This is a genomic window from Qipengyuania aestuarii, from assembly GCF_019711535.1.
Lineage (GTDB): Bacteria > Pseudomonadota > Alphaproteobacteria > Sphingomonadales > Sphingomonadaceae > Qipengyuania > Qipengyuania aestuarii.
In genome coordinates this window covers 16,991-40,184 of record NZ_JAIGNP010000003.1, presented here as the reverse complement: position 1 = coordinate 40,184, position 23,194 = coordinate 16,991, and the positions used below count along the sequence as shown (strand labels likewise).

Annotated in this window: 17 protein-coding genes; 9 read left to right on the top strand and 8 right to left on the bottom strand. The window is 59.0% G+C overall.

The window, feature by feature from the left end:
• Positions 1-431: 431 nt before the first annotated feature.
• The 3 genes from K3175_RS09825 to asnB all read left to right on the top strand — a co-directional run bounded on the left by K3175_RS09825 (position 432) and on the right by asnB (position 4,860).
• Positions 432-1,289: a sulfotransferase family protein gene (locus tag K3175_RS09825; protein ID WP_221543245.1), complete on the top strand. Its 858-nt coding sequence runs from the start codon at positions 432-434 to the stop codon at positions 1,287-1,289.
• Between the two features lie 222 nt (positions 1,290-1,511).
• Complete coding sequence (locus K3175_RS09820; RefSeq protein WP_221543244.1) at positions 1,512-2,753, top strand: polysaccharide pyruvyl transferase family protein; 1,242 nt, start codon at positions 1,512-1,514, stop codon at positions 2,751-2,753.
• 106 nt (positions 2,754-2,859) lie between these two features.
• Entirely contained in the window at positions 2,860-4,860 is a 2,001-nt protein-coding gene (gene asnB / locus K3175_RS09815; RefSeq protein ID WP_221543243.1) for an asparagine synthase (glutamine-hydrolyzing), read from the top strand.
• Between the two features lie 3 nt (positions 4,861-4,863).
• Here the strand turns inward: asnB and K3175_RS09810 are convergent, their stop codons facing one another.
• Positions 4,864-6,198: a lipopolysaccharide biosynthesis protein gene (locus K3175_RS09810; protein WP_221543242.1), complete on the bottom strand. Its 1,335-nt coding sequence runs from the start codon at positions 6,196-6,198 to the stop codon at positions 4,864-4,866.
• On the bottom strand, positions 6,195-7,640 hold the full coding sequence (locus K3175_RS09805) for a hypothetical protein (protein WP_221543241.1): 1,446 nt from the start codon (positions 7,638-7,640) through the stop codon (positions 6,195-6,197). The genes K3175_RS09810 and K3175_RS09805 overlap by 4 nt, the downstream gene beginning before the upstream one ends.
• A 213-nt stretch (positions 7,641-7,853) precedes the next feature.
• Here K3175_RS09805 and K3175_RS09800 point away from each other — a divergent pair, with 213 nt between their 5' ends.
• Together K3175_RS09800 and K3175_RS09795 are read left to right on the top strand one after the other, a co-directional pair.
• Positions 7,854-9,194, top strand: a complete 1,341-nt coding sequence (locus K3175_RS09800) for a pectate lyase family protein (RefSeq protein ID WP_221543240.1) — start codon at positions 7,854-7,856, stop codon at positions 9,192-9,194.
• A 30-nt stretch (positions 9,195-9,224) separates the two neighbouring features.
• Positions 9,225-10,406, top strand: coding sequence for a glycosyltransferase (locus K3175_RS09795; RefSeq protein ID WP_221543239.1), 1,182 nt, complete (start codon positions 9,225-9,227; stop codon positions 10,404-10,406).
• Here the strand turns inward: K3175_RS09795 and K3175_RS09790 are convergent.
• From K3175_RS09790 to K3175_RS09765, 6 genes are all read right to left on the bottom strand, one after another.
• Positions 10,378-11,325 (bottom strand): class I SAM-dependent methyltransferase, encoded by a 948-nt coding sequence (locus K3175_RS09790; protein WP_221543238.1) that lies wholly within the window; start codon positions 11,323-11,325, stop codon positions 10,378-10,380. The two genes, K3175_RS09795 and K3175_RS09790, sit on opposite strands and share 29 nt — an antisense overlap.
• Positions 11,325-12,566, bottom strand: coding sequence for a glycosyltransferase family 4 protein (locus K3175_RS09785; RefSeq protein WP_221543237.1), 1,242 nt, complete (start codon positions 12,564-12,566; stop codon positions 11,325-11,327). The genes K3175_RS09790 and K3175_RS09785 overlap by 1 nt, the downstream gene beginning before the upstream one ends.
• A 174-nt stretch (positions 12,567-12,740) precedes the next feature.
• The gene (locus tag K3175_RS09780; RefSeq protein ID WP_221543236.1) at positions 12,741-13,970 is read right to left on the bottom strand and encodes a hypothetical protein; all 1,230 of its coding nucleotides are present in this window, start codon (positions 13,968-13,970) and stop codon (positions 12,741-12,743) included.
• A gap of 702 nt (positions 13,971-14,672) precedes the next feature.
• Positions 14,673-15,362 carry a PIG-L deacetylase family protein gene (locus K3175_RS09775; RefSeq protein ID WP_221543235.1) on the bottom strand — a complete coding sequence of 230 codons (690 nt, stop codon included), beginning with the start codon at positions 15,360-15,362 and terminating at the stop codon, positions 14,673-14,675.
• Complete coding sequence (locus K3175_RS09770) at positions 15,359-16,222, bottom strand: methionyl-tRNA formyltransferase (RefSeq protein ID WP_247710850.1); 864 nt, start codon at positions 16,220-16,222, stop codon at positions 15,359-15,361. The genes K3175_RS09775 and K3175_RS09770 overlap by 4 nt, the downstream gene beginning before the upstream one ends.
• Before the next feature lie 59 nt (positions 16,223-16,281).
• On the bottom strand, positions 16,282-17,496 hold the full coding sequence (locus K3175_RS09765) for a glycosyltransferase family 4 protein (RefSeq protein WP_221543233.1): 1,215 nt from the start codon (positions 17,494-17,496) through the stop codon (positions 16,282-16,284).
• Positions 17,497-17,888: 392 nt separating this feature from the next.
• Here K3175_RS09765 and K3175_RS09760 point away from each other — a divergent pair, with 392 nt between their 5' ends.
• The 4 genes from K3175_RS09760 to K3175_RS09745 are packed head-to-tail and all read left to right on the top strand — an operon-like array spanning position 17,889 to position 23,024.
• A complete protein-coding gene (locus tag K3175_RS09760; protein ID WP_247710849.1) occupies positions 17,889-19,973 on the top strand; it encodes a polysaccharide biosynthesis protein in 2,085 nt (694 codons plus the stop codon).
• Positions 19,963-21,162, top strand: coding sequence for a DegT/DnrJ/EryC1/StrS family aminotransferase (locus K3175_RS09755; protein ID WP_221543232.1), 1,200 nt, complete (start codon positions 19,963-19,965; stop codon positions 21,160-21,162). The genes K3175_RS09760 and K3175_RS09755 overlap by 11 nt, the downstream gene beginning before the upstream one ends.
• Before the next feature lie 36 nt (positions 21,163-21,198).
• Positions 21,199-21,774, top strand: a complete 576-nt coding sequence (locus tag K3175_RS09750) for a polysaccharide biosynthesis/export family protein (RefSeq protein WP_221543231.1) — start codon at positions 21,199-21,201, stop codon at positions 21,772-21,774.
• Positions 21,774-23,024: an outer membrane beta-barrel protein gene (locus K3175_RS09745; protein ID WP_221543230.1), complete on the top strand. Its 1,251-nt coding sequence runs from the start codon at positions 21,774-21,776 to the stop codon at positions 23,022-23,024. Before K3175_RS09750 ends, K3175_RS09745 begins: the two co-directional genes overlap by 1 nt.
• Positions 23,025-23,194: the final 170 nt, after the last annotated feature.

Below are 23,194 nucleotides of genomic sequence, written 5' to 3'. Positions count from 1 at the left end.
AAAATTGGGCATCGGTATAAGCCGACTGCCGTAATGAGATCTCCGATCCCATTGGGGTTAGTGCTGTCGGGCATTGGCTTCAGGCTGACTGATCGGTCCTACCTTTCGGGCCATTGGGGAAAGTGTCCCTTCATTGGGCGATTGCATCACGGAGTCGCGTCGCCGAGTGGGACCCATCGGTCCGCAGAAAGTCCACATTTTTTTCGCGCTTTGAATGATGCTTCAAGGCAGTTTGTTCGGCGCATCGGGCAACGGTCGGGATTACGGTGCCCATCAGGATAATTGACGCGGTCGGGTTCACGCGGGAAAGTCTCAGACCGCCGCGGCCCGCGCTGGGTCGCCCTTGCGCTACAAGTCAGGCTCGATCGCGCCGAGTGAAAGGGCGCGATCCGCTTTGTCCGGCAATGAATTATTCAGGGGTGCCTTAGCCAATGCAATTGAGCGACATCGATTTCGTAATCATCGGCGCGGCGAAGTCAGCAACGACCTGGCTGCAAACCCAATTGCAGGCAGACCCAGCGGTCTACATGCCGGATCCTGAGCTGCATTATTTCTCGCGTGAATACGATCGCGGCAAAGACTGGTATCTTTCGCAGTTCAAGGGAGCTTCGAATGGCCGGCTCATCGGTGAGAAATCGAATTCCTATCTGTATTCGCCCGAGGCCGCTGCCCGCCTCCATCGCGACTTGCCACAGATCAGGCTGATTGCGCAGCTCCGTAATCCAGTTGAGCGCGCCTACTCCAGCTACTGCATGCTGTTCAGGCGGGGCGAAGTGGGGCCGAATATTGAATCCTACCTCGACCCCTCTCGCGGCGAGAATATGCAGATCTTGGGATCGGGTAATTTCCATTCGCATCTTGAGCCATTCATCGACCTTTATGGTCGCGACAGGCTTCTCATTCTCTTCTTTGATGGCGTTACCCGCGATCCTGAAGCGCAAATGCTGCGCGTTCGCACGCACCTCGGGCTGCCGCCGCGCGCAATCGCGCAAGTGGGATCCCAAAAGGTGAAGGATAAGACAGCACCGCTCGTGCCACCCACGATGCGGCGGAGGCTCGCATGGCTGAAGCCCATTGTCCGCCCACTTAGAGGTTCCGCGCCTTTCGAAGCTGCCCGCGGGCTCGTAGCGCGCAAGACCGAATATCCGCAACTCACGAAGGAATTGCGGGATCGCTTGGGTGAATATTATCAACCATCGGTAGAAGCATTGGAGCGCTTGAGCGGGCAGTCGCTCCATCACTGGTATGCCAACCAACCGAAGCAGCATCTTAACGGCGCCACTATGTAAGGCTGCATTAGCGCCTTTCGTGAGGGAAGAGTGGAAGAAAGACTAATGCGGGAAGGCCCCTAATCAACTCGGCTCCTCTGCGGCGCAAAAGAGCTAATCGCTTTGCTCACCTGCGGCGCGAAACTGGGGCTGGTAATGCATGGCATGATCACCCCTCAGGAGATCGACATCGGGGGCCTTCGGAAGGGCCTTGCACACTCCAGCGAGAGAGTCTGACCCACTATGAAGAAGTTTATCATCACCGGTATCCAGATGAGAAACAAGGGCTCTCAGGCGATGTTTCTCTCACTCTACTCAGGGTTGAAGGAGAGATATCCGGATTGCGAGGTGATAGGATTCGCCAATAAATACGACGAACCGGAGCAATATGATTTCCAGCTCCTTCCGTATGACTATTTCACCAGGCTTCTCTACAGGTATCGATTGAGCAGCGTGCCGGTCCTGACTCCGCTGATTGCATCCTTCGCCGGTTTCTGGCGCAAGACCGACAAATGGAATGGGAGTGTCGGCCAGATGGAGCAGGCACTGCGCGACGCAGATGCCATCCTTGATGCCAGCGGGTACACGCTTGGCTCTGGTTGGGGCAAAGGAGGCGGGCGCCTGCTGCTGCAGACGATCAGGATCGCCAGACGCTATGGCAAGAAGATCATTCTCATGCCGCAAAGCTTCGGTCCCTTCGATTGGGGGGAGGATGACGATGCAGAATTTCTGGCGGAGGTTAAGCAAGAGCTGAGCTACTGCACTAAGATCTATGCACGTGAGATCGAGGGATATGAGTGTCTGAAATCGCTGGGCCTGCGCAATGTAGAACTGTCTGCGGATATGGTTATACGTGAGGCGATCTTCCCTAAAGCGAGTGATATTCATCCCGATTACGAGCCGCCGAAAATAGACCAACCTGAGCCCGGCGCAGTCGGCTTCATCATCAATGAGAACGTTTTCCGGATCGGCGATCCTGACGCAGTTCTCGAGCTCTATGCCAAGCTGCTGAGCAAACTGCTGGACGATGGGGAGAAGGTGTACATTTTGAATACGTCGACTGCCGATTTCCAGTTGGTGGAAAGAGTTCTCGCCAAAGTGGACGCAAGGGACCGCATCGGAGTCATTTCCGGAGAATATTCGAGCCCTGAACTCATAGATATCGTCGGTCAGTTCAAATATGTGGTCGCCTCGCGCTACCATTCGGTAGTGTTTGCCTACCGGTCAGGCGTACCTGCAATCATTCTTGGCTGGGCTAGCAAATATCTCGATCTCGCGGCTCACTTCCAGCAGCAGGACTATGTCTTCGATATCAGGGATCCTGGTGTCGACCGTATCATCAGGCAGATCGAAAAAATGGGTGCCAATCATGCGATCGAGGCGACGCGCATACGTGAATGCCTCGCGAACATGCAGACCACTTCCGTAATCGAAGATGCGCTGGCGGCTCTCGAAAGGGAAAGCCAAACTGCGGCCGCAGCGTGAAGTCCAGCACCGCTGTGCGGCTGTGATCGCAACGACTACCTCCGCCGCCTGCCACTCGGAGCTTACTCACCCTTAGTTCTATTCCGATACCCAAAATCCCCCTCGCATGGGACCGGGGGCCATCTACATTCATGCGATGTGCGGAATTGCTGGCTTCATTGACTTCTCCGGCAGGCTTCAGGCCGATCCGCGGCGTGTGCTCGATCAGATGCGGGATTCTCTGCATCATCGCGGGCCAGATGCGGGCGGATCCGTCCTTGAGGCCGGAGGACGGATCGGCTTCGGTCATCGCCGCCTCGCAATCATCGACCTGTCCGAAACCGGGGCGCAGCCGATGGCATCGGCCTCTGGTCGTTATGTCTTCGTCTTCAATGGCGAAATATATAACTTCCCTGCGATGCGTTCTGAACTCGCCGCCCTGGGTGTCCGCTTTCGCGGGACATCTGACACCGAGGTTCTGCTTGAAGCCATCGAACGCTTCGGCCTTGCCGGTGCACTTAAGCGGGCCGATGGAATGTTCGCGCTCGCCCTATTCGACCGCAAAAAAAACGAGATTTCTTTCGCGCGAGACAGGCTCGGAAAGAAGCCACTCTACATCGGCATGGTTCAGGGAGCCCTGGCGTTCGGATCCGAACTGAAGGCGATCCGAAAACACCCCGCGTTCGCCCGTCCCGAAATTGATGGAGCCGCTGCGGGGCATTTCGCCCGGCTCGGGTATATCCCCGCCCCATTGTCGATCTATCGCAATATCGGCAAGCTCGCTCCTGCGAGCTATGTTTCCATCGCAGTCGACGATGATCCCACCGACCTCGCCACGCTGCTAAATCTTACGCGCAACTATTGGAGCATGTATTCGGCGGCCGGCAATGGTTGCGCGACACGCTTCGATGACGAAGGCGAGGCGCTCGATGCGCTGGAAAATAGCCTCGGCCAGGCAGTCGAACAGCGGCTCATCGCAGATGTGCCGGTGGGTGCCTTCCTCTCGGGTGGTGTGGATTCAAGCCTTGTTTGTGCGCTGATGCAGGAGCGGCTTTCCGGTGCAGCCAGAACTTACACAGTCGGTTTCTCGGAACCGGAAGTTGATGAAACCGCCGACGCGGCTGAGTTCGCACTTCATATCGGATCACAGCACACCGAGCTGATGCTGGACCCCCGTTCGGCAATTTCCGCCGTGGAGGAGATGCAAGAGGTCTTCGATGAGCCATTCGCCGATCCTTCTCAGCTGCCCTCGCTGCTTATTTCCCGCCTGATCCGGTCGGAAGTCACAGTTGCCATTTCCGGCGATGGGGGGGACGAATTTTTTGGCGGATACATGCGTTACCCGCGCATGCTCGCTATGGAGCATTTGGCGCAGCAGATACCCGCCGGTGTGCGGCGCCTGGCCACTGGGACACCGGTCTGGCTTCTCGATGCCGCCACCAAGGCGAATGCGTTTTTGAGGCCGGGGAGTGTTGCCGGGACACTTGGAGGAGACAGGGCGGAAAAACTGCTCGGCATTATCGCCGAACCCGACTTTCGACATCGGTACGAGCATTTCTTATCCCAATGGATTAATGTTGATGGACCGGGGCCGAGTCCCATCGTGTCAGCAGAGATTCCACAGGGGCTCAGCAAGCTCGAACAGATGATGTTCGTCGATGCCGTGAGCTACCTGCCCGATGACGTCCTGGTTAAGGTTGATCGGACATCAATGGCGGCAAGTCTGGAAGTACGTTCGCCGCTGCTCGACCATAAGGTGATTGAGACGGCATGGCGCATGCCCGACAGCTTGCGTATGCCGGAGGGTACGGCTGGCAAGGTCGCCCTTCGGAGGTTGCTCGCACGACGGGTGCCCGACCACATGATCGATCGCCCAAAGCGCGGGTTTGGTGTGCCCCTTAATCATTGGTTGCGCGGTCCGTTACGCGAACTGGCGGAAGAGCACTTGAGCGCGGCTCGAATGAAAAAGCTGGGACACTTCGACAGCGAGGCAGTCGCTCGTCGCTGGCAAGAACATTTATCCGGCCGCAGGAACTGGGGCTTTCATCTATGGACCTGCATCTGCTTCAGCATGTGGCATCGCCGTTGGATGGAAGATCCGTTGGCAGACGAGGTGCGCGCCGCGTAAACCCTAGGATGCCTCTATCGCGTCGGGCGACGCCGTCCGACGGTGAAAATTCTTCCACATCCAAACGTCGAGCAGAACGGCCGTGACCAGCCCGAATCCGATATGCGCGTAGCTTGCCCCTATCGCTCCGTAGATTGGAATGGTTTGGAGCGCGATACCGAGAAACACAGCAGTCGAAAAGGCCGCCGTTGCGAGGACATACAGCGGGCGGTTCATGGCAAGCAGCGCCGAGCGTGAAGGGGCGGAATGCATGATCAGGAAGACCGCGGTCAATTGCGCCATCAGGATCGGATATGCAGGGGCAAAGCCTGTTCCGAAAGCGAGCGGAACCAGCGTCTTCCCCACCAGAAAAGCAGCGAGGATAATGCCGCCCATTATCACCGCCAGCAGGCCTTGCACGCCGAGGATGATCTGGCGGAACTTGCTCCTTACCCGACTTGCCCAAATCCTTGCCAGATCGGGGTAGACCACCATCTGGATCATCTCGCCGCAGGCCATGGCTACCTTCGCCATCCGCTTTGCCAGATGATAAAAGCCGGCAGCTTCCGCGCTGTCAGTCAATGCGCCTACAATCAAAGTGTCGGCTTCATGAGTGATGGTACGCAGTGCGCTGGAAGCGTTGGTCGTAAAGGCGAAACTCAGGAAACCAGGAAAGTCCTTTAAAAGATTGCCGATGCGAGCGCGTAGCGGAGAGGGAGTGCGCTGGCGGCTCAGCTGTCGGAAAGCGATGAAGTTGTAAAACAGGGCATCGATCACCTGAGATATGGTCCACACCCAAACAAAAGTCATGAGGCCGCTGCCCGCCCAGTAGAAGATCGCGGCAAGGAACAGGCGCAGGAAGCCCGCGAGAAAAACGATATAGGCCATCGTGCGGAACATGCCTGCCATTCGCATTACTGCCGACGACATGCCGCGAAGGTTAAGGGCAATCGCGACGGAATAGATCGCGACAAGTGAGAACATCTCGGGCGGGAAAGCGAAAAAGCGGGTAAGTACAAATCCTACAATTATCGAAAGAAGCGCGGCGACGATCGCGCCCACGACGTCTAGGACGAGACCGAATAGGTAGAGCCGCGACATGCGCTGAGGGTCGGCAGCGGCTTCCTCTGTTGCAGCATAGCGTACCAGCGGTTGCCAGGACTCGAAGCGGACGATGCGTTCGCAAACGCGGCCTACCGCCAAGGTCATGGCCATGACACCGAATGCCTCAGGACCGAGTGCTCTGGTGGCGAGTGCTAAGCTGCCGATCATGACAATGGCATTGCCGACACTTCCGGTCATCAGGTGCAGCACGCTTTCGATGCGTGAGCGCAGCAGGGTTTTCGCCGTGCTTTTCATTGGAAGATGCCAAGCTGGTCGGATTTGGGTACGTCAGCTCCGCGCTTTTTCTCGATCTCGCGTGATGACCGCGATCTCGCCTGAATAGGCTCCTTTTGCAGGCAGCTAAGCAGCGCCAAGAAAATCGGTGCAAGCCAGAGCCGCGCATACATGTGTGGCACCGTAAGCGTGAAGAGGCTGAAAATCAGCAGCACCCCGATGCAGATGATACCGCGCTGCGGATTATCGGAAATTCCTGAAAGGCCGCGGAACCACATGAGGCCTAGAAGAGCGATAAAACCGATCAGGCCTAGCAGACCTGCTTCAGTAAGGAGGAGCAGGGGGAAAACATGGACCGGCGCCTGATGCATGCTGACAACCCGGAATCCATCCGTGCCCAGACCGACCACCAAGGTGTCCCCTGCCATCCGCCACGCCTCTTCAGCCAGTTCCATCCGCCCGGTGAACGTCCCTGCTTCTTCGAGTCCCCCGCCCGAAAGAGCGCCGAGAACCCGCTGTTCAAAGGGGGCCGGCAGTGGGAGGCCGCTCGACATGTAGGCAGCGCCAATTGCCAGAATGGCGAGAAAGGCGACGACGGCCCGGTGCGGCCAGCGGACTAGCATCACGAGGGCACTCGCTGACAGGCAAATGACAAAGCCGCCGAAGCTGGCTGACGAAAGAAGCCCCCAAAGAAGAAGCAAAGCGCAAATGACGCTGAGCAGTGGGTTCATCAGTCTGCGGTCGACGACGTAAAAGAGGAGGACCAGAGCGAAGCCCGCCATGGCGCTGTTGTTGTTGGCGTTTCCAGAGAACGCGCCGAGCCTGCCCATGCCGGTGATGAAGTTGTTGCCCAGGTATGGCGCAGTGTCTGCGTAGTCAAAAAAGATATTGGCGATATTCCCGACAGCCTGTGAAAATGTGACCCCAAGCACGTAGAATACCACGCAGCGCTGCAGTGTCCTGTGACCGAAGCTGGCGAACATCATCGGCAGCAGCAAATAGGCAAAGCTGTATTGCAGGGCGACGATGAGCCAGCGGGTGATCTCCCCGTTCACCAGCGTGCTGACAAACAAGCTGCTCAGCATCAGGATAAGAGAGAACAGCCAGGCTGCAGACAGGCCCGCGAAGGGTGCGAGGTTCAGTCTCGCCGTGCCGACTAATCCCAGCACAACCATGAGAAACGCAGCATCCGAAATGGTGAAGTTGAGATTGCCGGGCCTGACGATATGCCAGGAAACCGAAAAGACCCCGATCAGAAGAAATACAGTTAGCACCTTGTCGAGCGACACGGTCGCTTTGGAGGATGGCATTTCGCTCCATGCGTCATGCCGGGGCGTGCGCGGATCAAATCCATAATGGTTTTGCAGAGTGCCCATCGCACCGAACTGGTAAAGTATCTGCGCTGCCCGACCAAAGGCGGGTTTGGCTATCGCCTGCCCCTGATGGCGGGCCGCGCGCGGCAATTATGAGGCCGAAACTACGCCTTTCGGAGGGATACCTATTCCACGCGTCGAAAGTGGGTCACCAGCAATACCCGGCTGAGCCGTATACAAGATATCTCAGGAAATGCAGTTTTCTGGCATAATCCGCCTCAGTCCTATGCGACAGGTCTCCGGAAAATAATACTGCCTATGAGAAACAGACGGACCCCTTTGCCTTTCACGTTGTGCCTAGCAGTGGCGTTGGCGCTGGTCGCCTGTTCCCGGCCTGCAGAGAGCGGCACGCAGGCAGACGAGGCGACAGCGGCTTGGAAAGCTCCGCACATTCCCGCCTTCCCCGGGGCTGAAGGCTACGGATCGCGAAGCAAGGGCGGCCGGGGAGGCAGGATCATGCAGGTCGTTTCTCTTGCGGATTCCGGCCCCGGAACCTTGCGCGAATGTATCGAGGCTATGGGACCGCGGGTCTGCGTTTTCCGTGTGTCAGGACTGATCCGGTTTACCGGTCCGCCGCCGCGTATCCGGCACCCCTTCATCACCATTGCGGGGCAATCGGCTCCCGGCGAGGGTATTACTTTGGCCCATGGGGGTGGAGAAGTTGGACGCACACCTCTGGTGATCAAGGAAACGCACGACGTTATTGTGCGGCACATCCGTGTGCGTAACGACCGTATCGGTAATAGGAGGGGCAGCGAGGATTCCATTACCGTGGAGAAGAGCTCGCATGTCATCATCGACCACGTAAGCGCCAGTTGGGCGCGCGACGAGCTGGTAAACGGCTACGACCGCAACAACTTCATAACCATCAGCAATTCCGTCTTTTCGTGGGGGATTCCCGATCATGACAAGTGCGCGTTGCTCGCTTCTGATCCGCGTATGCCCCAGCATTTCAGTTTCGTCGGGAACCTATGCGCGCATAGCGGTGATCGAAACCCGGATATCAATTTTCCGCCCGGGTCCTGTGTCGAGGTGGTGAACAATGTGTTCTACAACGCACGATCCGAGTTCGCCGAGGTTTGGGAAAGCTATGGTGGAACACCGGTGGCGATCATCGGAAACTCTTTCGTCGCCGGTCCGGACACGCTCGATAACGCGATTGGTATCAAACGCCAGCGCATCGCAAGCAAAGGCTCTGCAGAGGTTTATGCCACCGGCAATCAGTTCATCGGCAATTTCCGCCAGCGTGACGAAGATCTCAGTGAAATCGAAGTGGCGCAGCCGGCATGCACATTGACGATTTCGCCCAGCTTGGCGGCGCAGGCTTACGAAAGCGTCCTGAATAACGCGGGTGCCTTCCCTCGTGATCCGCTTGATCGCCGGGTAGTGGACGATGTGCGCAGGCGCGCTGGTGCGATTGCGAAAAGGCCTGGCGCCATCCCATTTTTCTCAGCGGCCCGCGCGGCAGCCGACACCGATCGCGACGGCATGCCGGACGGGTGGGAAAGGGACAATGGTTCAAATGCCGACTTTCCCGATGCCTGGGAGGATGCAGACGGCGATGGCATCGCAAACCTCGAAGACTGGCTTGACGAGCGGCATCGCCAGCTAACCCGTGCTGCGAACTCGCAGGCCGGTGCCTAGCGCTGCGCAAGGGTAGACAATGGGATCGGCATGAAAATCCTTCACATTATCACAGCCCTCAACTTCGGAGGTGCCGAGAACATGCTCGCCAAGCTGATGGAGCAGGGCGGTGCCGATGACCATGAGGTCCTCTCGCTGCTGCCTCCCGGTCCGGCCGCTTCAAGGATTGCTGCTTGCGGCATCAGGGTTCATTCGCTTGGAATGCGACGCGGTATGGCGGGCCCTTGGTCTATTTTACGGTTGCGCCAGCTTGTCGAGGATATAGCGCCCGATTTGATCCATGGATGGATGTATCACGGAAATCTGGCGGCCAGCTTGGCCCGCAAGCTTTGCACTCGTTCCTTGCCTCTAGTCTGGAACATCCGTCACTCAATTCCGGATCTTGCGATGGAGAGCTGGCAGACGCGTCAATTGCTAAAGGTCAGCGCGTGGATCTCGAATGGTCCCCAGGCCATTGTCTACAACGCGTATGCTTCGCGCGTACAGCACGAAGCCCTTGGCTACTCTCCCCGAGACGGATTGGTGTTGCCCAATGGCTTCGATACCGAGCGCTTTGCGCCAGATCCCGGCGCTCGCAAATTGGCTCAGGCTCTCTTCGGGTTTTCGGACGGAACGTTCCGCATAGCATGCGTCGCACGATTTCACCCCATGAAGGACCAGATGCGGTTGGTGTCTGCGGTTTCGGACGCGCGAGCAAAAGGCGCCGACATTCAGCTTCTGCTGGTCGGTCACGGATTCGAAAATCCTCCGCCTGAGATTGCAACTCCAATCGCCGATCATATGTCACCAGACAGCGTATTGATGTGCGGAGCTCGCTCCGATGTGGCGGACTGGCTGCCGGGAATAGATCTGCTGGTACTTCCTTCTGCTTGGGGCGAGGGTTTCCCCAACGTCCTCGGCGAAGCGCTGGCTTGCGGGGTGCCAGTGGTAGCCACAGATGTCGGAGACAGCGCCCGTATCGTCGGTCATCACGGTTTGGTGGTTCCGCGGAAAGATACTGACGCCCTAACTCAGGCCTTGCTTGCCATGGCCGCGCTGCCCGCATGCGAACGTGCCGCCATGGGGCGGGCAGGTCGCAAACGGATCGTTTCCGACTACGCCATCGGGAACGTCGCGGCCCATTATAACACGCTGCATGCGGCCTGCCTTGAGGATTGGCAGCGGAGCAAGCGGACCGGGCCGGTTACTGGGCGCCTGAGTAATTTTCGATGAGAGTTTCCGGGCTCAGGACTTCATTCGATTTCGAGCCCAGAAAATATACCCCGCTCGCTCCATCAACAGCAAAGCTCTCCGGAATGAAACTGTCGAAGTACTGCGCCCAGAAGAATGCGAGCTTGGCAAGCTTCCCTGCTGTGCGAGAGCGGAAGACGCTGCGGGCGAAATAATCCACGGCCCACATCAACGTGCGCCCGGGTCCTGCGGAAGCGCCTGAATCAATCAAAGCGAATTTGCGAAACAGGTACCGATGGCCCCTTTCGCTGAAACGCGTGAAATCATACGCAGCTTCATGAACCTGTTGCATGAAGGGGGTCTCCGCATAGACGAGGCCGCCGGGCTTCAGCACTCGCCAGATCTCGTCGACGACACGTTGCGGCTCGAGCACGTGTTCGAGCACTGCCTGGATGACCACTCCATCGTAATAGTCATCGATAATCGGGATGTCGTGCGCGTCCGCTACAAACTGAACCAGCGGGGTCGCATAGATATCAAATGAGCTGACCGTGATGGCTGGATCGTCATAGATTGCATCCATGCCCTGACCGACGCTTCCGCCTCCAATAACCAGTATGCGGGGGGCGGCTGACGCACATTTGATCTTTTCGATTAAAGTCGCAACGTTCCGCTTTGTGGCCTTCTTTTCCGGAGAGAGAACCGCCTTGATCAATTTAGCCAAGGAGGAATGTTGGGGCCGTGAAATCACACTCGCCGCGCTAGTCGTGATCACATCCTCGCGCTGGATCACAGATCGCTCGAAATCGATGAGAACCGGCAGGTCTCCGGCGAGCGGAAAGTCGCAGTCCTTCCCGGTATCGGCCATGGCAAGCCTGCCACTTTTCCGGTCGAAACGGATAGGTCGATAGGTTTTCGGGCATCGCAGGGCGCCGTCGAGTTGCTCGATCCTGGCGATCATCAGCGTTTTCCCTCGAATTGGTGGTGAACGGGATGCTGTGGAGGCGCCAGACTGGTCTCGATCGCCAAGTCTTTGCCATCAGGGGCCGCTTGCAACTGCCTGTCGACGAGATCGGCGTAGACCTGCTCCATCTGCCGGATGTGGCGGTCTTTCGTAAATCGCCTCTCCGCCATCCTCCGCGCCCGGTCAGTAACCTCCCGAACGAATTCGGGATGGCCGAGCAATCGGAGTGCCGCCTTGGCCATCGCTGAAGGATCATCGGGGGGGACGAGAATTCCGCAATCCGGTGCCAGCGCCTCTGCATTGCCACCCGATCTAGTGGCGATCACTGGGGTCCGCACCAGCATAGCTTCGACCAACGTGCGACCGAGTGGTTCATTCAGGGCAGTGACCAACAAGGCATCGCATGCCGCAATCCATTGGTGGCCCGGATCGCGGTAGCCCATGAGCGTTACCGGGGGTGGGGAGGTTTGGCAGCTAAGCCGGTCTTGCATCCTCTCGGACAGTGAGCGGTCTTTTGCCTCGCCAAACATCACACCGACGACGGGGCGCTTCGACATCTTGCGCAATTCATCTACGGCATCGATGAATGCTACAGGACGTTTGCGAACAATGTACTGACCGAAATAGCCGCAGATGATCGCATCTTCGGGGCAGCCGAGTTCGGCCACCAATCGTTGGCGCATGTCGTCGCGGTCCACCGATATCTCAACATCGAACGGGCTATGAATTACCTTTGCCTGTCTCAATTTCCCCCAGCGGTTCGTAGGCAGGGCATAATCGGATACGGACACAATCTGGTCGGCAAGCAAAGGCGCGACCATTCCTGTGCCGCGGGCATCGGGATCGCCGCGATGATGCCAGACCATGCGTGCTCCCGCGAGCTTTGCGGCGAGCGCCCAACTGGCATGGGTGCGCCCGTCATTGGTGTGAACGATATCCACTTCGAGGTCTTTCAGCAGCTTTGCCCGACCGATTGCTCGGGGAAGCGTGCTTAGCGCGTTGCCGATGCCGAAGCTGCGACCGACCTTGAAAGGTTTTCGCAGCGCGCAAGGATCTTCAATCTGCTCATAAGCTCTGAAATATTCGGCAATCCTCCCATCCGGAACCTCGAGGACCAGCAAAATCCGGTAAAGGCTCTGAGGAAGCTCATCGAGCAGACCTTTCAGGGAAATGTGGCTTCCGCCCAGCCTGTCGCCCGCGAAAGCGAAGCAGATCGTGATCTTTCGCTCTGCGCTCATTCTAATAGCCCATCATTCCTGCGATCCTGTTGGACCGGGTCTCGTCGAAGAGCGAAGATCGGTCAGGTGAGTGGGAGGCTCAACCTATCTTTGGTATAGGTGGGGCCGGAAAGATGGGCATGCGCGAATGTCCGCGGAACTGGCTGAAGGATCGAATGCTGTACGTTATCGCTTTCACCGTCCGCAATTGCTTGCTGGCAATGGCCCCGACGAACTGAGGAGGCCGGCGCCATAGCGTTTGTCATCCGCGGCAAGCATGCTCAGATATTCCTCGATATTGGGATAACCGTCACCGTCTGCGTCGTCATTCGCATCCCAGCGCGCCGCATCGGTATTGGCAAAGCGGTTTTCCCAAACGTCGGGCATACCGTCATTGTCGCTGTCTGGCAGCGGGTCAAAGCCAGCGGTAATTCTGGCAAACCCGCCGTAGTCTGCAGGATTTCCACTCGTGAACCCGCCTTGGAATAGATAGGGCGGACGGTCGCAGGTGCGAACGTCTTCGATGTAGAGGGCGTCGACATTGTCGCGGCAAGAGCCCTCCCGGCAGAGAATTGCGCCGGCCTGATCGAACACGGTCCTTTGAGAGGTGGCTGCGTCTGCCAACATCCACGGGCGAAGGTAATTTTCGCTTATGCCGGGAGCGTAAGTCCAGTCGGTCTGGTATACGCCTGCTCCGATGGTAGAGCCGGGATAGGGGCCGAAGCCACGGCGGCTGACATTTCCTGCTCGGTAGATTGAAAATCCGAAGGCAGCATTGGTTGCCCGGTCGAACAGGGCGGGGAAGAAGGACTCGGGCCGGTCCTGCGAGAGCACACCCTCCAGATGGGTGTTGTTGACCCAGTTGAGGTAAACGCTGCCGAACTGATTGGAAATCAGCCCCGGCTCACTGATGAAGTTATATACGGTGTTGCCGATGTAATCGATCTGGCCAGTGCTGTTGGAAGTGGGTCTCTGGACGCCCCCCGCGATATTGGCTCCGCGTTCGTCGCCGTGCTGTGACAGATTGTAGGCCACTGTCACGCGATTGACAGGTTTCATGAAAAAGGTCTTGCAGTGATAGTTGCCCGGATCATGCCCGGCGTTGCGGCAAAGATTGGGGCCGATCATCGAGAATTGGACGGTGCAATCGGTGCATACAGCATCAAGGCTCTCGTCGGTTCCGAACATGGCAGTCACGTGATCGAGGATCTGGCGGCTGCTGTCCCCGATGCGAACGGAGTCCCCGTTGCTACTAGGCGCATCAAGGTGATTCCCATATCGAAATCGGATGTGCCGCACGATGGCGTCGCTTTGCTGCCGGGTATAGAAAAGCGGCGCATCGACCAGTCCGGTGCCGCGCACTACCTCGATGCCCTGGGGCGATGTCTGGCCGGCGATGTAGAGCCCGCCGACTGTGATACGCATTTCGGATTGGATGACTATCTGGCCGCTCACATCAAAGACGCAATATCGGGGTCGACCGGAAGGAATTGCATAGGGAGAGGTGACCTGAAGCGCGAGCGCGCATTCACGCAATGTGATCAGTCCATCATTCGGGTCCGCTGTGTCCGCCAGACTGTTGATCCGATAGACAACGGCATTGGGCGAGCGTGCGCTTGCCTGCGCTCCGAACCCTATTGCGGTGGGAAACGCCAGAGGGTGACGGCCAGCCTCTGGTATCTCGCCATCGTCGGGGTTGGAGAACGCGGATCCGGCACCGGTATCTGGCGGAGACGGGGGCGGAGCGGGAGTGGGCGTAGGAGACGGGCTCGGTGTGGGAGGCGGCTGGGAATCCCCGCCCGAACCACAAGCTGCAAGAAGTAACAACGTGGATAGAGCAAGAGCGGATCGCTCCGGTCTGATTTTACCTGGCCCATCCTTCCGAGAAATCTGCTGCATCTTCGATCCGCCTGTGACGAACGACATCCTTGAGGAGTCCAATGACGCCGACTGCCGATATGTAGCTTTTCGCAATCCACCAAATGCCGCTGAATCTTTTCATTGGCCAATTTGGCGACACGTGCAGAAAAGAGGGTGAAGTGCGCAATTATATTCCCGAAGTGCGAGTTTGGGCAAAGCTTTCGGAAAGATAATCGCTGAATGGCGAATTCAAGATAGTGCCTGAATTTAGAGCCTGTGGATCGAGCGCACATGCATGAAAGCCTCCGCCGCCCGTAAATGGACCGTAGAGCCGCGGACTGCCGCCAGCGCTCGAAGCGCTTCCGGACTGCGTTCGTCGGGGAAGCGGCGGACCTGGCTCTTGAACGCCGAGAATGCCTCGAGTTTGAGCTCAATCGTGTCGGTGATGTCGATGAACACATTGGGTACGAAAGCAGGGGTCGTTGGAGCGGCGTACCAGTTCGTTTCGCTGACCGTTTCGTAGCACAGGATCTGACGGGGCGCCCGGTCGTGCCGCGGGCGGGCGGCGACCATGGATGCGAGGAAAGTCAATTGATGATCCAGATGAATATCGCCCACGAATGGTAGCAGCAAGGTATCCGGCCTGATCTCTTCGACGAGATTGGCGAAGGGCGCGTTGCAGTCGCTGGCTGGTATCGTGTCGAGCGCAGCGGCCGGAAGATCGAGAAGGCGGGTGTCGCCGACGCCGATTATGGCATGGGCGCGCCGCATCTCTTCCTGCACCTGCTCCACCTGATCGGGTGGGAAGGTCGGCTGCTTGCCGGTGGTGGCAATCGCGATCGTGACTTCGCCGCCTTCCGCAACGAGCCGTGCAAGTGTGCCTCCACACCCAAGTATCTCGTCGTCAGGATGCGGTGCGATGGCAAGCACGTGCCCGAACTGCTCTGACAGCTTCAAGAGCCGGTTCCTCCGAGTACGGCGTGCTGTTTCGGCGCTTTGCCCGATGCCGTTTCCCAATCGTGAACTCTCAACAATCCGCCTCCGGTCATCACGCTGAAATGGTCTTCGCTTCGTTCTACCACCTGCCCTGCAATCGCATGGTGGACTCGATCGCTGGGAAGGACGCTGCTGCGCCAGATCGTGAAGCGGTCATCCTTATTGAACGTGAAGGCGCCGGGATACGGTTTGCCCACGGCACGTATCAGACGGTCGATGGCGTTTGCGCTGTCATTCCAGTCGATCAACCCATCTTCGCGTGTCCGCTTTGCGGCATAGGTGGCGTAGCGGGGATCCTGCGGCTGACGAGCGATGTCTCCTATGGCAATCTTGGCCAGCGATCTTTCAAGCATCTGTGCCAATGCGCTCTGATGCTTTTCATACAGCGTTTCAGCCGTTTCGTCCGGCGCGACATGGAAGAACTGCTGGTCGAGCAGGTCGCCATCGTCCACCCCCTGTCCCAGCCACATCAGCGACCCCGCCGTGATGGGCTCTTGCAGCAAGATGGTCCAGGGCAGGGCCGCTCGCCCACGCAAACGCGGCAGGGCGGCCGGGTGATAGCCGATGATCCTGTCGGGCTTGAGCGCCATGAAGTCTTCACGGCAGATCTGGGACCAGCCGATTACGAAGATGAAATCGACATTCGCGCTGGCAATCGCCCGAAGCGTTTCCGGGTTGTTCGAATTGAGTGTCCGAAGCAGTTCCGCACCAGATTGCGACGCAGCATCCGCCAGGTCGACGAAGTCCGAATGACGCGAAGCCGCCGCCAGCTCAAGCGTCACGATCAGATCGAGCGACCAGTCAGGATCGTGGGCCAACATTCGAGCAGCAAGTTCTGTGCTGCCTACGCATCCAACGAGTGCGGCCTTCGGCATTCCTCTCAGCCCTCCGCTCTCACGCGGAGCTGCTTTTGCGAATGACGGTCCGAGTGCGTGACACCCTGTGGCGTTTGCGTATTTGAGGATCGTAGCAGATCCATTTCGCCGAGGAGCTGGTGGTTGACCTTGCGCACGTCGTAGATTTCACGAGCGATTTCGAGAGAGGCCGAGCTCATTCGCTCGACAAGAGATGGATCTGCCGCAAATTTCTTCATCGCCTCTGCCAGACTTTCCGCGCTGCGCGGAAGAACCAGCATGCCGTTGTGGCCCGGCCGAATGGCATCTCGGCAACCAGGGAGATCTGTCGTGATTATCGGCCGACCGCTGGCCAGCGCCTCGAGTATGGTGCGCGGCAGACCCTCCCGGTAATAAGATGGAAGCACGAAGACCGAGCATGCCGCAAGGTAAGGCCTCACGTCGTCGGTTCCGGGCACCAGCTCCACTCCGTATTGCGCCGCAAGCCGCTGGCTCTCTTCATGGGAGATACCGGAAGGATTTTCATCCTCGCAGCGGCCGACTACCTGAAACTGACAGCCGGGATAGGTTTGCCGAACCACGCGTGAGGCTTCCAGAAATTCCATGATGCCTTTGTTGCGCATCAGCCTTGCAATCAGCAGGAAGCGGATTGGATCGGTCACCGGAGGAGAGGGCGGGAAACGCTCGAGCGAGACGCCGGAACCCGGCACTTTGATTACCCTCTGCTCGCGGTTGACGATCCCCAGAGCGATCATGTCATTGCGATCATCGGCATTAAAAACGAAGGTCGTCCGGGCATGTGCAAGCGCTGTCCGATAGAGCCTGACTACCGCAGCCCGCAGCCATCCTGGGTAATCAGCGTCCGTGCTGAATACCTGGCCCAGACCTGACATTAGCGCGTAGAAGCGAGGTCTGCTTCCCGCCGCGGCGAATCTTGCCGCTATGCCTCCATATATTATTGGTTTCTGAGTGTATGCGAGGACGATGTCGGGCTTGTGTCGCCAGATCGCCAGAACGTAGCTGGAAAGCAGCCGTAGATCGGATAGCACGCTTGTCCCGGTGCGCTGCATGGGCGTCAGGTGAAACTCGACACCCATTTCGGCCAATTTGCGTTCGGTCGCAACATCGCGGTCTGGCGCGCAGGCGATCACGTCGTGACCGTTGTCGATCATCGCTTTCAGCAGGTCGCCGCGAAAATTGACGAGCGAGTAAGCAAGGCTGGAGAACACCAGCACCTTCATCGCGCCCGCCACCTCGGCGCTTCTAAAAGAGCCACGACAAAAAGCTGGCGCGGAGGGCCGCTGACCCATGATGCTGGGATATTTCCGCAAATCATGGTGCGGATATGTGAGCAATAAACGAGCTTCGACAACAGCGGCAGAAGGCTATCATCCTTTCGATATGTGAAACGGGATTTTTAGGGACCTCGATCTCCTGAAAGGAGAGAAAGACCTAACCGAATGATCGCATCGCACGCTGGCCGGGTGCTCAATGACGGACTGCGACTAATCCGGATATTGCCTGCTTGCACAGGCTCCTACTTGGGCCGGCTGCTCTAGTCTCGGATGCATCGAAGAGCTGCCGCACCTTACCAATTGGCAGGTGCGGGCAGCAGAGCAACGAGCCAAAGCTTATGAACAAGCCTGATAACAGGATTCAGAGCAGGGATGCATATCTCGAGGCCGAACAGGCCCGATGGCTGATGCCGATGCGGCGGCGCAAGCTGCGCCGACTGATGCGGGATCTCGTGGTCATTTCCATCGATTTTACGATCCTGTTCCTGACCCTTTACGCAGCGCTCAACCTCCTGCCGGTCCAGCCATTCGGTCCGTGGGGGAGCTTCGGCATTTTCAGCCTCGTGTTTGCGTCCATCGCGACCGCCTCCTTTGCCATCGCCGGTCTTTACAAGCGCAGCTGGCGGTTCATGGATTTTACCCATTCGAGCTTCCTGGGCTTGGTCATACTGGGTGGCTTTTTCCTAGCCTGGATCATCGTTTTTTCATTCCGCGAAACGCGTGCCGAGGCCTTGTCGCTTCTTCCGGTAGGACTGACCCAGTGGGCCTTTGCCACCCTGGGGATGTTGAGTGTGCGGATGATCCGCCGGGTCGAGCGGCAGTATACGGAAAGGCGTCGGACGGCGCATCGCGCAAGGCCGAAGGCCAAGGTGCGTAAGAAAGCGATACTGATCGGATCGTGGCAATGGGCGCGGGTTTCGATCGACCTTGCGCAGGGTGATCAGGGCTCGTCGGTCGAGATACAAGGTGTTCTGCTTCCCCGTCAGGAAGATTCCCTGAAACGGGTCGACGATATCCCGGTGCTTGGGGGGCAGTACGAACTGGGCGCAGTTCTTCGGCGGCTCGAATTCGAAGACAATCTGCCAGATCATGTCATTGTCTGCGATGACGGCACTTTTCTCAGCAATCGCGATGTCGCGCGGATCATCCACACCTGTCGCGAGCGGCAGGTGGAGGTGTGCAGGGTGCGCGACCCTTGGGCCCAGCTGCTCCAGCATTCATCCGATCCCACCAACGCAGGTCTGCCGATCGAGGAATTGCTGGGTCGTAGCGAGTACAAACTGGATGCCAAAAGTGTCGTGCGTCAGATTGCCGGTCGCAGCATCCTCGTAACGGGCGCAGGAGGGACGATCGGATCGGAACTGTGCCGACAAATTGCCCAAATCAAGCCATCAAGGCTGGTGCTGTTCGATGCCAGCGAATTCAATCTCTATAATATCGAGATGAGCCTGCGGGAGTTGCATCCCGATCTCGAGGTGGTCGCCGAGATCGGCAGCATTTGCGATCCCGCGGCGGTCAACCGCGCGTTCGAAAGCAACCAGCCGCTAATCGTCTTTCATGCCGCCGCGCTGAAGCATGTGCCAATCGTCGAAGCCAATCCGTCAGCCGGCGCGATGACGAACATCATCGGTACGCGGATCGTCTCGAACGCGGTGTGCCTCTACGGCGCCAAAGCCATGGTCCAGGTTTCGACCGACAAGGCGGTCAATCCGATCGGGGTAATGGGAGCGACCAAGCGGGTCGGCGAACTGTATTGCCAGGCGCTGGACATGTGCGGGGTCGACGACCAGGGCGCGCCGCGCTTCATGACGGTGCGTTTCGGCAATGTGCTGGGGTCGAGTGGATCGATCGTTCCCCTGTTCGAGCGTCAGCTGCGCGAAGGAAGGCCGCTGACGGTCACGCATCCCGATATCGAACGGTTCTTCATGACGGTCAGAGAGGCGGTGCAGCTGATCCTCCTGAGCAGTTCAAGCGCGCTGGAATCGAGGATGCAAAGAGGCTCCATCTTCGTTCTGGATATGGGCAAGCCGGTCCGCATCGTCGACCTCGCCCGGCGCATGATCAACCTATACGGGCTGGAGCCCGAGGAAGATGTGCCGATCGAGTTCGTCGGCCTGAGGCCGGGCGAAAAGCTCTATGAGGAACTGTTCGACATCTGCGAGGAGCAGGTGGAATCGGGGATCGAAGGCATTTTCGAAGCGCGCTCCCGGCCCATAGCGCTCCCCTTCATCACCATGGCCATCAATCTCATCGCCGAGCGCGCCCAATCGGGTGATGACGAAGGCATCGTGCGCTTGGTTCACGGCCTTGCCCGCTATCCGGCGAGCGGGAAGGAGGAAGACCTTCTGTCTTACTCTTCCGCAGCGGATCTCTCGCAATTGTTCGAACGGGCTTATCGGGCGGAGGCGATCAATGACCGTTGATGCAGCAACTCTGACAACATCGCACCGCGGGGTGTGTTCCGCCTGGCCGAGGTTCGACGCCGATGAACGCGCGGCGGTGGACGCCGTCCTATCCTGCGGTAAGGTCAATGCCTTGGTCCACGGCGAAGAATGCGCGGGCTTCGCCAGCGAATTCGCCCAGTTTCTCGGTGCGCGCCAGGCGATCTGTATGGCCAATGGCACGGTGACCCTGGAGATTGCCTTGCGGGCACTTGGCGTTGGTCCGGGTGATGAAGTAATCGTACCGGCGCGCAGTTTCTTCGCTACCGCCAGCTGTGTGGCCGCCGTCGGGGCCAGGCCGGTGTTCGCCGATGTGCTTTCCCCATCGCAGAATATCGATCCGGCGTCGGTGGAACGGCTGATCACTCCCAAGACCAAGGCCGTGATCTGCGTGCATCTGGCAGGATGGCCCTGTGACATGGCTGCGCTAGGCGAGATTTGCGACCGGCACGGCGTGCTTGTGATCGAAGATTGCGCGCAGGCTCACGGTGCCGCGATTGGCGGGCGCAAGGTCGGGACTTTTGGCGATGCAGCCTCCTTCTCCTTCTGCACCGACAAGATCATGTCGACCGGCGGTGAAGGCGGATTGCTGGTGATGCGCGATGAGACGGCACACGAGCGGGCGTGGTCCCTGAAGGATCATGGCAAGAATCCGCGCAAGCTTGCCGATGGCAAATCCGCGATCGGACAATTCCGTTACATCCACGACAGCTTGGGCAGCAACGCACGGATGACGGAGATGCAGGCGGCCATCGGCCGGGCGCAATTGCGCAAGCTGCCGTCTTGGCTCGCCGCGCGTACGGCCAATGCGAAATATCTCGCTCAGGCACTGGCGGAACATCCTCTGCTGACAGTGCCCGTGCCTCCGGAAGGCATCACCCATGCGTGGTACAAGTTCTACCTCCTTCTGCGCCCTTGTGTGAAAGACCCGACGGAACGGCGCGCGGCCCTGATCGAACGGTTGGTGGAGCGAGGTATTCCGTGCGGCACCGGCTCCTGTCCCGACATGAGCCTCGAGCTTGCCCTCAAGAGCCTCGATTGCCGGCGTGATGCCAGTCTGCCCAATGCCCATGCGCTGGGTGAGCGGACAATTATGCTGCTCGTCGATCACACTCTGGATGAAAGCGACATGGCGGTGATGGCGGATGCCTTGTGGGAGTGCGCTCGATGAACGGGTGCGGATGCAAAGATTAGGAAAGGCAAAGACATGAACAATATCAAGACCCTGATGCGAGGTTTGCTTTGCCTCGCCGGATTGACATTCCTTGCTGCATGCACCGGCTCCCTTTCCGACCTGCCGCCCGTCTCCAGCGCGGAGATAGGTGATTACCGGATGCAGCCGGGGGACGAGCTGCTGGTTACCATTCAGGATGTCGAGCAGAATGATCGTTCCTATGTCATTGATAGTGGGGGAATGATCTCGCTCCCGCTGCTGCAGGAAGTGGCCGTGGCGGGGCTGGGTCTGCGCGAGATCGAGCGGAAGATCGCCGACGGGTACCGGGCGCGGAATGTCCTCACCGATCCGATCATTTCGGTCCAGCCCGGAGCGCTTCGTCCCTTTTATGTCATCGGTGAGGTGAAGGGGGCGGGCGAGTTTACCTATCGCCAGGGAATGACTGTACTTTCAGCTATTTCCGCCGCCGGAGGCTATACCTACCGCGCCAAGGAAGGCGAGGTCGAGATCGTCCGTTCCGTCGACAATCGGCAGGTCAGGATGCGGGCCGGGGAGGATACACCAATCCTGCCGGGGGACCGGATCAGGGTCTATGAGAGGTGGTTCTGATGACGCTGCGGCGCGGCTTGCTGGCGACGGCGGCGGGCTGTGCCCTGGCCGGTTTTCCGGGCTCCGGATCGGCGCAGGAGATCGGTTCGACCGCCCCGGGAGTGTCCGGATTAGGCACCGAACACCCACTTGATCGGACGGTGATCGGCCCGATCACCCTGGACGTGGGCGGCGAGGCCCGGCTGCTCTATGACAGCAACCTTTTCGCCGAGCCGGACGACGGTGCGAGCGATGCGATCGCCATCATCCGCCCCTATGCCAATATCCGGCACCGGGCCGGTGCGCTGACGACGGTGCTGTCCACCCGGCTGGACCTGCGCCGCCATGCCGAATTCGAGAGCGAGGACGCCGATGCCGCCAGCGTGCGCCTGGCCAGCGAGTGGAGCCCGCGCGGCGGGGAAACGCTCTATGCCAGCGGCCATGTCGACCGCGTGATCGAAGTGCGCGGCGATCCCGAATCCCGCCGCATCCAAGGCATCGGCCCGCGCCTTTACCGCATCGCGGGAGGATCGGTGGGCTACACCCGCAGCGGCTCGCGCTTCCTGCTGGAAGTGGTGGGCGATGCCCAGAATGTCGACGCGCTTGCGCTGCGCGATGCCGACCGCGATCACGATCTGTATTCGGGCCGCGTGACGCTGGGCTATCGGCCCGGCGGCCCGCTGTTCTTCACCGGCACCGGCTATTACACGCGGCGCGATTTCCGCCTGCTCGATCCCGTCACCAATGCCGACCGCGACGTGGCGACCACCGGGGCGCTGCTGGGCATCCGCTTTGCCGATGGCGGCCTGATCGAGGGCAGGGTGGGGGCGGGCGTCTTCCATGTCGAAGCCGACGATCCGGCGCGCGACAACCGCACCGGCTTTTCGCTGCAGGGGCGACTGACCTATCGCCCGCGCCAGCGTACCGCGATCAATCTCGATCTCTTCAACGGCGATGTCACCTCCTTCCGCACCGGGGCATCGACCCGGATCGAAACCAATATCGGCCTCGGCGTGGATCAGGAGATCCGCCACAATCTGCTCGGCTCGGCGCGGGTGAAGTGGGAACGCTACAAATTTTCCGGCGGCGGCCCGGCGCCCATCCAATCCCCCGTCCAGGAGCGCTGGCAGGCCGCAGCAGAAATCGAATATCTTGCCAATCGCCGCATGTCGATCGTGGGCGAGGCGGCCTATGGATCGCGCAGCAGCGACGATCCGCTCGACGAATACAGCCGCTTCAGGGCCGGGGTGGGCGTCAGGCTGCGGTTCTGACGCCGGCGCCGGACCGCGGGCGCAACCCGTCGGCGCCGCCCCGCCTGCAAAGGCCGCCCGACAAGTCCGCCGACATATCAAAATGGCTACCCAGTAAAAGCCGCCGCCGATACCGATGATAGGGCGAAAAAACCCCGCGAACAGCGCATTGTCACCGGCAGGATAGATCA